At 34.3% G+C, this 14,435-nt stretch carries 14 protein-coding genes; 12 read left to right on the top strand and 2 right to left on the bottom strand.

What is annotated here, in order from left to right; genetic code table 11:
- The first annotated feature begins 93 nt into the window (after positions 1-93).
- The 11 genes from pseB to hpf all read left to right on the top strand — a co-directional run bounded on the left by pseB (position 94) and on the right by hpf (position 10,073).
- The gene (gene pseB, locus H9636_RS01925) at positions 94-1,059 is read left to right on the top strand and encodes a UDP-N-acetylglucosamine 4,6-dehydratase (inverting) (RefSeq protein WP_191706187.1); all 966 of its coding nucleotides are present in this window, start codon (positions 94-96) and stop codon (positions 1,057-1,059) included.
- A gap of 36 nt (positions 1,060-1,095) precedes the next feature.
- Positions 1,096-2,253, top strand: a complete 1,158-nt coding sequence (gene pseC, locus H9636_RS01920; protein ID WP_191705969.1) for a UDP-4-amino-4,6-dideoxy-N-acetyl-beta-L-altrosamine transaminase — start codon at positions 1,096-1,098, stop codon at positions 2,251-2,253.
- Positions 2,250-2,975, top strand: a complete 726-nt coding sequence (locus tag H9636_RS01915; protein ID WP_191705968.1) for a cytidylyltransferase domain-containing protein — start codon at positions 2,250-2,252, stop codon at positions 2,973-2,975. The genes pseC and H9636_RS01915 overlap by 4 nt, the downstream gene beginning before the upstream one ends.
- Positions 2,976-2,983: 8 nt before the next feature.
- Positions 2,984-4,003, top strand: a complete 1,020-nt coding sequence (gene pseG, locus H9636_RS01910; RefSeq protein ID WP_191705967.1) for a UDP-2,4-diacetamido-2,4,6-trideoxy-beta-L-altropyranose hydrolase — start codon at positions 2,984-2,986, stop codon at positions 4,001-4,003.
- A gap of 13 nt (positions 4,004-4,016) precedes the next feature.
- A complete protein-coding gene (gene pseH / locus H9636_RS01905) occupies positions 4,017-4,562 on the top strand; it encodes a UDP-4-amino-4,6-dideoxy-N-acetyl-beta-L-altrosamine N-acetyltransferase (RefSeq protein ID WP_191705966.1) in 546 nt (181 codons plus the stop codon).
- A 1-nt stretch (position 4,563) separates the two neighbouring features.
- Positions 4,564-5,619 (top strand): pseudaminic acid synthase, encoded by a 1,056-nt coding sequence (pseI, locus tag H9636_RS01900; protein ID WP_191705965.1) that lies wholly within the window; start codon positions 4,564-4,566, stop codon positions 5,617-5,619.
- Between the two features lie 162 nt (positions 5,620-5,781).
- Complete coding sequence (locus H9636_RS01895; RefSeq protein ID WP_191705964.1) at positions 5,782-6,156, top strand: flagellar protein FlaG; 375 nt, start codon at positions 5,782-5,784, stop codon at positions 6,154-6,156.
- Positions 6,157-6,175: 19 nt separating this feature from the next.
- Positions 6,176-8,404 carry a flagellar filament capping protein FliD gene (gene fliD, locus H9636_RS01890; RefSeq protein ID WP_191705963.1) on the top strand — a complete coding sequence of 743 codons (2,229 nt, stop codon included), beginning with the start codon at positions 6,176-6,178 and terminating at the stop codon, positions 8,402-8,404.
- Positions 8,405-8,432: 28 nt separating this feature from the next.
- Positions 8,433-8,792: a flagellar protein FliT gene (locus H9636_RS01885; RefSeq protein WP_191705962.1), complete on the top strand. Its 360-nt coding sequence runs from the start codon at positions 8,433-8,435 to the stop codon at positions 8,790-8,792.
- Positions 8,793-8,879: 87 nt separating this feature from the next.
- Positions 8,880-9,284: a flagellar export chaperone FliS gene (fliS, locus tag H9636_RS01880; protein ID WP_191705961.1), complete on the top strand. Its 405-nt coding sequence runs from the start codon at positions 8,880-8,882 to the stop codon at positions 9,282-9,284.
- Between the two features lie 231 nt (positions 9,285-9,515).
- The gene (gene hpf / locus H9636_RS01875) at positions 9,516-10,073 is read left to right on the top strand and encodes a ribosome hibernation-promoting factor, HPF/YfiA family (protein ID WP_225230021.1); all 558 of its coding nucleotides are present in this window, start codon (positions 9,516-9,518) and stop codon (positions 10,071-10,073) included.
- A gap of 92 nt (positions 10,074-10,165) precedes the next feature.
- Here the strand turns inward: hpf and H9636_RS01870 are convergent, their stop codons facing one another.
- Positions 10,166-11,053, bottom strand: coding sequence for a DMT family transporter (locus tag H9636_RS01870; protein ID WP_191705960.1), 888 nt, complete (start codon positions 11,051-11,053; stop codon positions 10,166-10,168).
- Positions 11,054-11,257: 204 nt separating this feature from the next.
- Entirely contained in the window at positions 11,258-11,680 is a 423-nt protein-coding gene (locus H9636_RS01865) for a VOC family protein (protein ID WP_191705959.1), read from the bottom strand.
- A gap of 212 nt (positions 11,681-11,892) precedes the next feature.
- Between H9636_RS01865 and secA the strand changes: the two genes are divergently transcribed.
- Complete coding sequence (secA, locus tag H9636_RS01860) at positions 11,893-14,397, top strand: preprotein translocase subunit SecA (protein ID WP_191705958.1); 2,505 nt, start codon at positions 11,893-11,895, stop codon at positions 14,395-14,397.
- Positions 14,398-14,435: the final 38 nt, after the last annotated feature.

The following is a 14,435-nucleotide window of genomic DNA, read 5'->3' as shown; positions in this document are numbered from 1 at the left end:
TTTTCTTTATTTTTTATTGTATTTACCGATAATAATAATATATATTTCGATAAAAAATGACAGGTAATTGATTGGAGTAATTTAGAGATGAGTATGTTAGAAAATAAAACAGTTTTAGTTACAGGTGGTACAGGGTCTTTTGGGAAAAAATTTATCAAAAAAGCATTAGAAGAAAATGTGAAAAAGGTTATTGTTTTTAGCCGAGATGAATTAAAACAATATGAAATGAAACAAGAGTTTAAGGATGAGAGAATTCGCTTTTTCATAGGAGATGTACGGGATAAAGAACGTTTAAATCGAGCATTTGACGGGGTTGATATTGTCATTCATGCGGCTGCAATGAAACATGTGGATGCATGTGAATATAATCCGTTCGAAGCGATAAAAACAAATATTCATGGTGCACAAAATATAATTGAAGCTGCTATAGATCGAGGAGTAGAAAAAGTAATTGCCCTTTCTACTGATAAAGCTTGTAGTCCAGTCAATTTATATGGTGCTACGAAATTGGCATCGGATAAATTGTTTGTAGCGGCAAATTCCTATGTAGGTGATAAAAAAACAAGATTTGCTGTAGTACGATATGGGAATGTTGTTGGAAGTCGTGGTAGTGTGGTTCCATTCTTTAAAAATATAAAACATACAGGCGTAATACCAATTACAGATGAACGGATGACTCGTTTTTGGATAACACTCGATCAAGGCGTCCAATTTGTGTTAGATAATTTGGAACGTATGCAAGGTGGAGAAATCTTTATTCCTAAAATTCCTAGTATGAAGGTTACGGATCTTGCAAAAGCAATCGCCCCAGAATGTGAAATTGAAATTGTTGGTATCCGTCCTGGAGAAAAATTACATGAAGCAATGATAATGGAAGACGATGCACGCCATACGGTTGAATTTGATGATTATTATGTAATACAGCCAGAGTTTACTTGGTGGAAGAAAGAGAAACATCTTGAAGGTAAAACGTTAGCAGACGGATTTGCTTATACTAGTGATTCTAATACGGAATGGTTAACGATTGAACAATTAAAAGAACTAGTAGAAGAAATGTAGTCAATGACTGCATTTTTTCTTTAAGGAGCAATAGATATGAGGGATACATATTTACCATATGGAAAGCAGTATTTAGATGAAGAAGATATTGAAACAGTAATAAAAGTACTAAAAGGGGATTATTTAACAACTGGTCCGTCCATAAAAGAATTTGAAAAAACAGTTGCTAACTATGTTGGTTCAAAATACGCTGTAGCCTTTAGTAATGGTACAGCTGCTTTACACGGAGCCTGTTTTGCAGCGGGCATTACTGTAGGAGATGAAGTAATAACTACACCGATTACATTTGCTGCCAGTGCAAATTGTATTAGATATGTAGGAGGTACAGTTGTATTCGCTGATATAGATGAGGAAACTTATAATATTGACCATAAAGAAATTGAAAAAAAGATAACTGATAAAACGAAGGCAATTATTCCAGTTCACTTTACTGGTCAGCCGGTAAATTTAGATGCGATACATTCCATCGCTGAAAAACATGATTTAATTGTTATTGAAGATGCAGCACATGCGCTAGGAGCTTCTTATAAAGGAAAAAAAGTAGGGGCGCTTTCTGATATGACAATGTTTAGCTTTCACCCAGTAAAACATGTTACCACTGGAGAAGGTGGAATTATTACAACAAACAATGAAAATTATTATCAAAAACTAGTCCAGTTTAGGTCCCATGGAATTACACGGGATAAAGAGTTATTAGAAGAGAATCATGGTCCTTGGTATTATGATATGCAATTTTTAGGCTTCAACTATCGTATGACGGATATCCAAGCAGCTCTTGGTGTGAGTCAAATGAAAAAGCTAGATAAATTTATTGAACGAAGAAAAGAAATAGTGAAGAAATATAACGAAGCTTTTGCAGAAATACCGGAAATTGTTATGCCCTATCAAAGTCCGGATAGTGATTCAAGTTGGCACTTATATATACTCAAATTGAATTTAAATAACCTTACTAATAATAGAAAAGAAATTTTTGAAAAATTAATTGACCTTAATATTGGTGTAAATGTTCATTATATTCCTGTTCATACTCTTATGTACTATCAACAGTTAGGGTATAAAAAGGGAAGTTTACCAAAAGCGGAGGCTTTATACGAGGAAATTATTACTTTACCATTATTTCCTAAGATGACAAATGAGGATATATTCGATGTTATTGAGGCAGTTAAAACAGTTATTACGCAGGTGAAAAAATGAAAATTGTTGCTATAATTCAAGCTCGAATGGGTTCTACAAGATTACCTGGAAAAATTTTAAAAGAGGTTAATAACCGACCATTATTATCTTATCAGTTAGAACGGCTAAACACATCCGAATATATTAACCAAATAGTCATTGCAACTACTATTAAAAAACAAGATTATATCATTGAAAAATTTTGCAACGATAAAAAAATTCCGGTTTATAGAGGTTCTGAATCGGATGTACTAGCGCGATACTATGAAGCTGCTCTTGAATTTAAGGCTGATATTATTGTACGTATTACATCTGATTGTCCAATTATTGACCCTAAAGTTGTTGATCGTACAATTAAGTATTTCGTCGAGCATGAATATGATTATGTGTCAAATACAATAGATCGAACTTATCCGAGAGGCATGGATACAGAGGTATTTTCGTTTAAAGCACTGGAAAAAGCTCACCTTGAATCTTTTTTAAATCGGGATCGTGAACATGTAACAGCTTATTTTTATTCCAATCCACAAAAGTTTAAAATTGGCTCGGTTAAAAATGAATTGAATTTTTGTAAGTATCGTTGGACAGTTGATACAGTAGAAGATTTTGAGTTAATAAAGTTAATTATTGAAAAACTTTATAAGGAAAATCCTCATTTTACTATGAATGAAGCGATTAGCTTAATGGAGCAAAATCCAAATTGGTATAAAATTAATGAGCATATTGAGCAAAAAAAAATATAGGTGATATCATGGAAATATTCATAAGGACAGACTCTTCATTTGAAATAGGTACTGGACATGTCATGAGATGTTTAACTCTTGCTAATAAAGAAAGATGTTCTGGTAATCAAGTGTCATTTATAAGTCGGAAAGCAGAAGGCGATTCCATCAATTTTATTAGGGAAAATGGATTCCGTGTTTTTGAATTACCATTCATTGAAGAATCTTTATGGAGCTATACGGAAGTGAATTGGGAGATTGATGCAGAACAGACAATTGAAATTATTAAACCATTTAAAGTAGATAAATTGATTGTCGATCATTATTCTATAGATGAAAAATGGGAAAGTAAAATGAGAAATTTTACTAAGGAAATTTTCGTGATCGACGACTTAGCCAATCGACCACATAACTGTGATATATTATTAGATCAAAATTTTTATTTGAATATGTCAACCCGTTATAACGGATTAGTTTCTGAAGGAACAAAACTTCTTCTCGGTCCCAAATATGCACTACTAAGGGACGAATTCCTAATCGCACGTAAACAATTGAAAACATTTAACGGGAGAATTGAACGTCTTTTTATATTTTTTGGAGGTAGTGATCCAACAAATGAAACAGAAAAAGTCGTTCGAGCAATTGCTCCCTTAATAAATAAATACGAAATAAAGGCAGATGTCATTGTAGGGACTTCTAACCCAAATAAAGAGACTATAAAGCGATTATGTGACGAGTATGAGAATTTTACATATCATTACCAAATTAATAATGTTGCTGAATTAATGGCAAAAGCTGATTTAGCCTTCGGTGCTGGAGGTGTAACGACATGGGAGAGAGCTTATTTAAATTTACCTTCAATCGTTATATCTGTTGCGGAAAACCAAGTAGAAGTAGCAAATGCATTAAAAGAAAAGGGGATTATATATTATTTAGGTTTATCTAAGGAAGTAGATGAATCGGTTATTACCAAAGCCTTCCAAAAGGTAATAATGGATGGATCTTTTTTAAATAAAATAAAATCTAATTGTACTCAATTGTTTAATTAGGGGTGGGACCTTCATGAAAAAAGGTAATTTAAGAGACATCCAGTGGGAAGATTTAGAAAAAGTCCTATTTTGGCGCAACCAAGACTTTATTCGAAATGTTATGTTTAATGACACTTTAATAAGTTATGAACAACACATTACTTGGTACAATCAACTTCAAAAGAATCCCAATAAAATTTGTAAAATTTTTAGTGTGGACAATAGAGATTATGGAGTATTAAATATTACGAATATGGATGTTGAATCAAATACTTGTGAGTGGGGTTTTTACATTGGAGAAAAAAACTCTAACAAGGGTACTGGACTTTTGCTTGGTTACACATCGTTAAATTATATTTTTTCTACTTTAAAAATTAGAAAGGTATGGGCGGAAGTTTTAGAATCTAATATTATCAGTAGAAATTTCCATGAAAAATTAGGCTTTCAATTAGACGGTGTATTGAGAAAACACCTTTTAAAAAGCGATCAGTATGAAGATGTCTATCTATATAGTATTTTCTATAGTGAATGGCTACTGAATAAAGAAAAAATTAAAAACGAACTGGAGGAGATTTATTAAAATGGCACAAATAAAATTAAAGCAACACGAGATTGGTCCTCTATCTAAACCCTTTATTATAGCTGAAATGTCAGGGAATCATAATCAATCTCTTAAAAGAGCGTTAGAGATTGTAGAAGCTGCTGCTGAAGCAGGTGCTCATGCTCTTAAAATTCAAACGTATACCGCTGATACGATGACGTTGAATATAGAAAATCCCGATTTTAAAATTGATGATAACGACAGTTTATGGGATGGTCAAAATTTATACCAACTATATCAACAAGCATATACACCATGGGAATGGCATAAGCCGATATTTGACCGAGCTAAAGAATTAGGTATGATTGCTTTTAGCACTCCGTTTGATGAAACTGCTGTTGATTTTTTAGAAGAACTAGATGTTCCATTATATAAAATTGCTTCTTTTGAAAATACGGATTTACCTTTAATAAAAAAAGTTGCATCAACTGGAAAGCCAATGATTATCTCCACAGGAATGGCAACATTAGCTGAATTAGATGAGCTAGTGAAAATAGCAATAGGGGCAGGTTGTAAAGATTTAGTATTATTAAAATGTACAAGTACATATCCGGCAACACCAGAGAATACAAATATTTTAACTATTCCCCATATGCAGCAATTATTTGAAGATGTCCAAATAGGTTTATCGGATCATACAATGGGCATCGGAGTGGCAGTTGCCAGTGTTGCATTGGGTGCTACAGTAATAGAAAAACACTTTACTTTATCACGTGCTGATGGTGGAGTTGACTCTGCATTTTCGATGGAACCTTCAGAAATGAAAGCACTAGTTGAAGAAACAGAAAGAGCGTGGCAGGCATTAGGAAAAGTCACTTATGGACCAACTGAAAAAGAAAAAGCATCTTTAAAATTTAGACGTTCTATTTATGTATGTAAAGATATTGAACAAGGTGAGAGTTTCTCAAAAGAAAATATTAAAGTTGTTAGACCGGGTTATGGATTAGAACCTAAATATTGGGATAGTATAATTGGCAAAATCTCTAAAAAGAAAATAAAGGCAGGTACTCCTTTAACTTTTAGTGATTTATTATAAATATGGGTAAAAAACTAAGCATCTTTAAGTGCTTAGTTTTTTATTTAACTAGATTTTCTATTTTTATATGAAATATCATTTTTGATTGCCGATATAAAATACATACAAATATTGTCTAACTAAACCATTATACGCTCGGACAAAATCAAGGAGGATAAGAACATGCGTATTTCGTCACAACAGGCTGTAGAAAGTACAACAGCAATGAAGGCGATTCAAAGTGCACCGGTAGAACAAGTAGAGAAGCAAGGAAGCTTAGATACGACAGCTATGATAGACCAACAAAGTGCAACTTTCGAAAATAGTGAAGTAACAGAAGGGAAAATAAAACAAGCAGTCGATTCATTAAATGAGTTTTTGGAAATTAATCATAACTCGGCAAAGTTTGTTTACCATGAAGGGTTAGAACGTTATTTCGTTCAAGTGGTAAATACAGATACAGAAGAAGTAGTAAAAGAAATTCCTCCGAAAAAACTGCTTGATGCATTTTATGAAATGCAAAAGTTAGTCGGAATGATTGTAGACGAAAAAATATAATTAATTGGAGGTCATAAAAATGGTAACACGTGTAGGTGGATTAGCTTCTGGTATGGACATTGATGCTCTTGTTGAAAAATTGATGTCAGCAGAAAAAGCTCCCTTAAACAAACTTTATCAACAACAGCAAAAATACGAATGGCAACGAGATGCCTATCGGGAAATCAATACAGCTTTAAGTGCTTTTGATGATTTCTTATTCGATAACTATCGTTTATCAAGTAATTTTTACAAAAAGACCGTAACATCTTCAAATTCATCCTATGTAACTGCAACTGCTACTTCTTCTGCTTCAGGTACAATTTCCATTGATGGAGTAAGTCAATTAGCCAAATCAGCACAAGGCGTAGGCTCTACTATTGTAGCGACAGGCAAAAGTAAAGTTACTGATTTAACAGGTTTACCAACTGGTTCCAAATTCACTTTAAACGCTATTAATAGTAGTGGGAAATTAAGTTCAAAAGAATTTACAATTGAAGAAAATGAAACAATTGATTCTTTAGTGAAAAAAATTAATAGTAGCGATGTTGGTGTGACTGCTCTTTTCGAGAACGGTAAACTTTCCATTACTGCAAAAAATATGGGGGATATCGAAAATGGGGCTGAAGTAAGTGTATCAGCTGGAGCTGGTGCTACCTTATTCAATAAGCTCGGATTTGGTGATCAGACAGGCAGCTTTGATAGCAGCTCTTCCCTTGATTTAGCATCTGGTGGTCAAAATGCGATTTTTTCTATAAATGGTATCGCCACAGAAAGAAGTTCTAATACATTTACGATTAATGGTTATACAGTAACGCTTAGTTCGACTTTTAATAATCAATCCACAACAGCACAATATACGAAAAATATGTACAATAATTACATAATTGCTTCTTCTGAGTACAATGATGCAATGAATGAATTAGATGCTGCACAAAATGACGTAAGTGCGAAAAAATCAGCTTTAAGTTCAAACATTAGTTCAGCCATTGACTCAGTTGAAACAGACGATACATTAAATGCTTATTTAATGAATTTAGGGGATAACGGAGCAGAAAAATTAAAGAAACTTTCTTCTTTGAATTTTGATGATCCATCGGTATTAAAAACAGAATTAGAAGGTTTATATTCTGCAGATAGTGAAACAAACTTATTTACTGAATCTGAAGTGAAGCAGTTAAAAACAATGTTCCTTTCTGAAACCGAAGCAACTGAAAATACAGAAGCATCAATCTCATTAACATCCTCGGCTTCTATTTTCAAAGGTTTGGCAGATAATTTAAATGGTGAAACAGATCAAACTTTTACAGATGTTAAAGCTTATTTTGATGCGAATAAACATTTAGAAACTAGTGTTGTCAATGCTGAAACAGCTACGAACAATTTAAATTCAGCAAAGTCGACTTTAAGCGATGCTTTATCGAAAAACTATGGCATGACTTACGATTTTAATACGAATAAAGCTTATGATTCTTCTAATAATGAAGTTGATTTGAATGCATTCTTAAATAATGAAATAAGTAATGCAACAACTATTAATCCTGTTACACTTACTTCCTCAACAGACGTTGATAATATGGTAGACAAAATCAAAAAGTTTGTTGAAACGTATAACGGACTTGTAACGACAATTAATAGCAAATTAAAGGAAAGCTATGATCGAAATTATCAACCATTAACTGACGAACAGAAAAAAGAGATGTCAGAAGATGAAATTAAGAAATGGGAAGAGAAAGCTAAAAGTGGATTGCTAAAAAATGATTCCATTTTATCGAACGGTTTGTATGGTATGCGTAATTCATTTATGAATTCTGTCGCAGGTTTAGGTGATGCCACAATGGACTCTTTAGCAGAATTAGGTATTACTACATCTTCAACCTATTCAGATGGTGGTAAACTAGTTATTGATGAAGATAAATTGCGTAGTGCGATCGAAAAAAATCCTGATCAAGTGGCATCAATGTTTACACAAACTGGTTCTGTTACAAAAGATGGAAATGGAAAAACGGTTGATTCGCGTGGAATAGCCCAACGATTGCGTGACGAATTAAAAGAGTTTACAACAGATATTGAGAAAAAAGCAGGGAAGTCAACTTCAACAAATGATACTTTTACTTTAGGAAAACGTTTGAATGAAGTAGATAGCAGTATCAAGAGATGGTTAGATAAGTTAGAAAACATTGAAGAGCGTTACTGGAGACAGTTCACGGCAATGGAGTCGGCCATTAACAAAGCCAATAGCCAAGCAAGTCTTTTCCAAACAGTATAAATTAATCTTTCTTGATTGGAGTAGACCGATGGATACGATACAGCAACTTCTACAAATATCCGCAAAACTATTGAAACATTTAACGAAACTCCCTAAAGGGGAAGAGCGTTCCAAATTTATTGATGAAATTAATACACTGTTGGATGAGCGCGGTGTAATAATTGAGAGGCTTCGACAAGAAGGCTTTCAAATGGACCCAACAAATAAACTTCATACCACTTTAGCAGAGTTGGATAATGGGATTCGAACACGTTTAGATGAAATGATGAAACTCGTGAAACAAGATATGAAGGATTTACAACAATCAAAAAAACATGAAAAACAATATATCAATCCATATGCTTCCGTTCAAGTAATGGACGGGATGTATTACGATAAGAAAAAGTAAAGATTTGATACCCCGATTATAAAATGAACAGGGGACAATGCTTTACAATAAAAACTATAATGTATCTCTTTAAAGGAGTGTCCCATATTGGCAGTACAAAATTCTGCACTTAATGCTTACAAACAAAATAGTGTGACAACCGCTTCGCCTGGAGAACTGACGTTAATGCTTTATAATGGCTGTTTAAAGTTTTTAACAAAGGCAAAAAAAGCAATAGACGAGCAACACATCCAAGAAAAAAATACAAATCTTCAAAAGGCACAAGCAATTATTCAAGAGTTAATGTCCACTTTAAATATGGACTATGACATTTCGAAACAAATGCTTCCACTATACGAATATATGAACCGTCGACTGATGGAAGCAAATGTTAAAAATGATACGGTGATTATCGATGAAGTCATTGGTTTAACAACGGAATTCCGTGATACATGGAAACAAGTAATCCAAATTACTCGTCAACAACAATATAGCAATACACAACAAGTTTAATCGTTTTTGAAAGTATAAGAGCCTTACGTTCTGTAAGGCTTTTTCTTTTGCTTCCGTTTTTTGATTCTTACCTTCAATATTAACTATCACATGCCTCTAGTTTTTTAATGATATGTAAAAAAAATTGTGAATGAAATGTCGAAAGATGAAAAATATTCTTTAAAACTGGTAGGATTTTTTGAACCGATGGCGAATATATATTTACATAGGTGTAACAAAGGAGGAGTTTACATGATTAACTTTAACATTCGTGGTGAAAACATTGAGGTAACTCCAGCGATTCGCGACTACGTTGAAAATAAGATCGAGAAAATCGAACGTTATTTCAGCGAAGGTGTTGATGCAAACGCTAATGTCAATTTAAAAGTGTACAATGACAAGCAAACAAAGGTCGAAGTAACAATTCCTATGAAAAATGTCACACTTCGAGCAGAAGAACGTCATGATGATATGTATGCAGCTATCGATTTAATTGTTGACAAACTTGAGCGCCAAATTCGTAAACATAAAACAAAGGTAAACCGTAAATTCCGTGAACGGGAAGGTGCAGGTGTTTACTTTGCCAATGAAATAGGAAACGGCATCGCTGCAACAGCGACAGATGATGAAGAATTTACAGTTGTTCGTACGAAGCAATTTGACTTAAAACCAATGGATCAGGAAGAAGCCATTCTTCAAATGAATTTACTTGGTCACGACTTCTTCGTTTATACAGACGCAGAGACAAACAATACGAACATTGTTTATAAACGCCGTGATGGAAAGTATGGATTAATCGAAACAAATTAAATAAATATAAAAGGACAAGAGTTTATTGTCTAGACTTAGAACCCTTTGTTAAAAGGGTTCTTTTTGTTTTATATTTAACGAACTTTGATGTTTTAAGTGGTGATTCGTTTTCGTTGATAATTGACTAAATAAATACTTGTTCCTACGAGGAGCATGCCGAAAAACAAATTGACGGTAATATTTTCGTCTAAAAAAATTGAGCTAATGATAACCGATATAATTGGGACAATGAAGGTAAAAGCCCCTACTTTGCTAGCTTCTCCTTCATTAATCAACTTGTAATAAAGAAATTGGGCAATGGCCATTCCAGCTGTTGATCCCCAAATGATACTTGAAATAAGCTCTCCGTTCCAACTAATTAGTTGCACATCCTCTATTATAAATCCTGCTAATAATAAAACTGATCCACCGATAATAAGTTGCATAACAACCATCCAGTAAGGATCTACCCGTTCTTTATTTTTCTTAACATATACAACTCCACTTGCCCATACGAAAGCTGTTGCAAGGGCGAGGGTTACCCCTATGATTGAAAGGTGAATCGTTAGGCCATCAATGCTCACGAGTAATATCCCAACAAACCCAAGGATTAAACCAATTATTTTTGTAATCGTCATTCCCTCTCCTAAAAACAACCATGCGAGAATTCCTAACAGTACAGGTTGAAAATAAACAAGAACAGAGAATAGTCCTCCTGGCAAATAAATAAGTCCAACGGTTTGGATTCCTAAATAAAGGACAATGTTTAAAGTGGCAGAAATGACATAATATTGCCAGTTCTTTCGGAATTGAAGGAAACGACGATTTTGCCATGCGATGAAAAATAAAATAATACCACTGATAAAAGCACGCACTCCGGCAAAAAGAAGTGGCGGCATGAAACTTACCCCATTTTTATAAATAGGCCAACTAACACCCCAAATGACGATTAATAAAGTTAACAAGACATACGAAGTAAGTTTGGAACTCTCCTTCCCCACCTTTAAACCCTCTTTCAAGTTTGTTCATCGTTTGTTCAAACGGTAATGATCTTTCTCCCTAATATATGTTAGAAATTTTAATTGGGTAGAGTGGTAATTAGTTGTTTTCAACACTATGAAAACCATTCAAGTTTGTTGGAACTAAAAAAACCTTTAATCCAACAGCACGCTGGAATAAAGGTCATTTTTACTTCAATTGATAATTTATTGTTCTTCACTCTCTAGACTAAGTTGCCATTCGATACCAAATTTGTCCACTACTTGTCCATAACATTTACTCCAGAAAGTTTCCTGTAGTTCCATGTTCACTTTTCCACCTTCTTTTAATCCTTCAAAGGATGAACGAATTAACGTTTCATCTTTAGTTACAACCGCTACTGTAATATTGTTTCCTACAGTAAAAGGAGTGCCTGGCCATGTATCTGAAAACATCACTTTACTGCCAGCAATCTCTAAGTTTGCATGCATGACTAAATGTTTTGCTTCCTCTGGAATTGGATGATTGGGATTCGGTGGAGCATCACCAAATGACATAATGTTTGGTTCTTCTGTTTTAAAAACTTTTGCATAATATTCTACTGCTTCTCGACAATTTCCATTAAAAACGAAATATAGTTGAATGGCCATACTCATCACTCCTGATAATTTAATTTTTCTTCTATTTTTATTTCGATAAAATGCAACTTATCTCCTTCTTAACGAAAAATTTCATTTTTATACTTTGTTAAAGAAATCTTTTTAAAATCGTTACTTTTGTTGAAAATAGGGAGGGTATTTGCACCTACTATATAGGTAGTGATAAAATGTGTAGTAAGACTATATGGGAAGTGAAAAATTTCATGGCTAACATTTTAAATAAAATATTTGATCTAAACAAAAAAGAAATAAAAAAATTAAATAAAATTGCTGATCAAGTCGAAGCTCTAGCTTCTCAAATGGAACAGTTAAGTGATGAAGACTTAAAAGAGAAAACGACTGAATTTAAAGAGCGCTATCAAAACGGAGAGACATTGGAAAAATTACTTCCAGAAGCATTCGCCGTTTGTCGTGAAGCATCTCGCCGTGTACTAGGAATGTATCCATTCCGCGTTCAAATTATGGGGGCAGCTACTTTAAATGAAGGTAATATTGCTGAAATGAAAACGGGGGAAGGGAAAACATTAACTTCCACGATGGCGGTCTACTTAAACGCTATAACTGGTAAAGGTGTACATGTTGTGACAGTCAACGAATATCTTGCTAGTCGTGACGCTACTGAAATGGGTCAATTATATAATTTCCTAGGTTTAACGGTAGGCTTAAATTTAAATAGCTTGTCGAAAGAAGAAAAACGGGAAGCATATGCTGCTGATATTACATATAGTACGAACAATGAACTTGGTTTTGACTATTTACGTGATAACATGGTGCTTTATAAAGAAGAGCGAGTACAACGTCCACTTTATTATGCTGTCATTGACGAGGTCGACTCTATTTTAATTGATGAAGCACGTACTCCTTTGATTATTTCAGGTCAAGCAGGAAAAACGGCTCAACTTTATGTTCAATCGAATATGTTTGTTCGTTTGTTAAAAGCAGAAGAAGATTATACTTACGACGAAACGACAAAAGGGGTTACATTAACGGAGACAGGTATTGCTAAAGCAGAGAAAGCTTTTAATATCGATAACCTATTTGATTTATCCCATGTAAGATTACTTCATGCCATCAACCAATCATTGAAAGCCCATGTATCTATGCATCGGGATGTTGATTACGTTGTTCAAGATGGAGAAATTGTTATTGTAGATGGATTTACAGGGCGTTTAATGAAAGGACGTCGCTATTCTGATGGTTTACACCAAGCGATTGAAGCAAAAGAAGGTGTAGATATTCAAAATGAATCAATGACGATGGCAACGATTACGTTCCAAAACTACTTCCGTATGTATGAGAAATTAGCTGGTATGACCGGTACAGCAAAAACAGAAGAAGAAGAATTCCGTAACATTTATAATATGCAAGTAGTAGTTATTCCTACAAACAGACCGATTGCCCGTGATGATAGACCAGATTTAATTTTTGCCACAATGAATGGGAAATTTAATGCGGTAGCTGCCGAAATTGCTGAGCGTCATAAAAAAGGACAACCAGTTTTAGTTGGAACAGTTGCAATTGAAACGTCTGAAATTATTTCGAAATTACTAGATAAACATAAAATTCCACACAATGTATTGAATGCGAAAAATCATGAGCGAGAAGCTGAAATCATTGCTAATGCAGGGAACAAAGGCGCTGTAACGATTGCAACGAACATGGCTGGTCGTGGTACTGACATTAAACTAGGAGAAGGTGTTTTAGAGCTTGGTGGCTTGGCGGTTATTGGTACAGAACGTCATGAATCTCGCCGTATCGATAATCAGCTGCGCGGTCGTTCTGGCCGTCAAGGGGATCCTGGTATTACCCAATTCTATTTATCGTTAGAAGACGATTTAATGCGTCGTTTCGGTTCGGATAAAATGAAAGCGATGATGACGAGACTTGGTATGGATGATACTCAACCTATCCAATCAGGAATGGTATCGAAAGCGGTGGAATCTGCACAAAAACGAGTTGAAGGTAACAACTTCGATGCTCGTAAACGTTTGTTACAATATGATGATGTACTTCGTCAACAAAGGGAAGTAATTTATAAAGAGCGCCGTGATGTTCTTGAAACTGAAAATATGCGTTCTTTAGTTGAAGCGATGATTCAAGAGTCTATTGAAAATATTGTCGCTGTTCATACACAAGGCGAACAAAAAGATTGGAACTTAAAAGCACTAGAAGATTACATTCAGGCGAATTTATTAGAAGAGGGTGCTATTAAAGCGAGTGATCTTGAAGGGAAATCACCTGAGGAAATCATTCAATATATTTATGCAGAAGTTCAAAAACGTTATGATGAAAAAGAACAACAGTTAACCCCTGAACGGATGCGTGAATTTGAAAAGGTTATTTTACTTCGCTCAATTGATACGAAATGGATTGATCATATTGATGCAATGGATCAATTACGTCAAGGTATCCATTTACGTGCCTATGGTCAAAATGACCCGTTACGTGAATATGAACAAGAAGGATTTGCAATGTTTGAAGATATGATTGCTTCTATTCGTGAAGATGTAACGAAATATGCACTGAAAGCCCAAATTCGCAACAATTTAGAACGGGAAGAGGTTGCAAAAGGACAGGCGGTTAATCCAAAAGAAGAGGCAGCACCGAAGAAAAAACAACCGATTCGTAAATCAGATACGATTGGCCGTAACGATCCATGCCCATGCGGTAGCGGCAAAAAATACAAAAACTGCCATGGTGTAGAGTAATCGAATGACACTTTTTTAAGAACTTGAACCGTAGTCAT

Source organism: Ureibacillus galli, assembly GCF_014836845.1.
GTDB lineage: Bacteria > Bacillota > Bacilli > Bacillales_A > Planococcaceae > Ureibacillus > Ureibacillus galli.
Note: the sequence above shows the minus strand (reverse complement) of the source record. Positions and strands in the feature narration are given on the sequence as shown.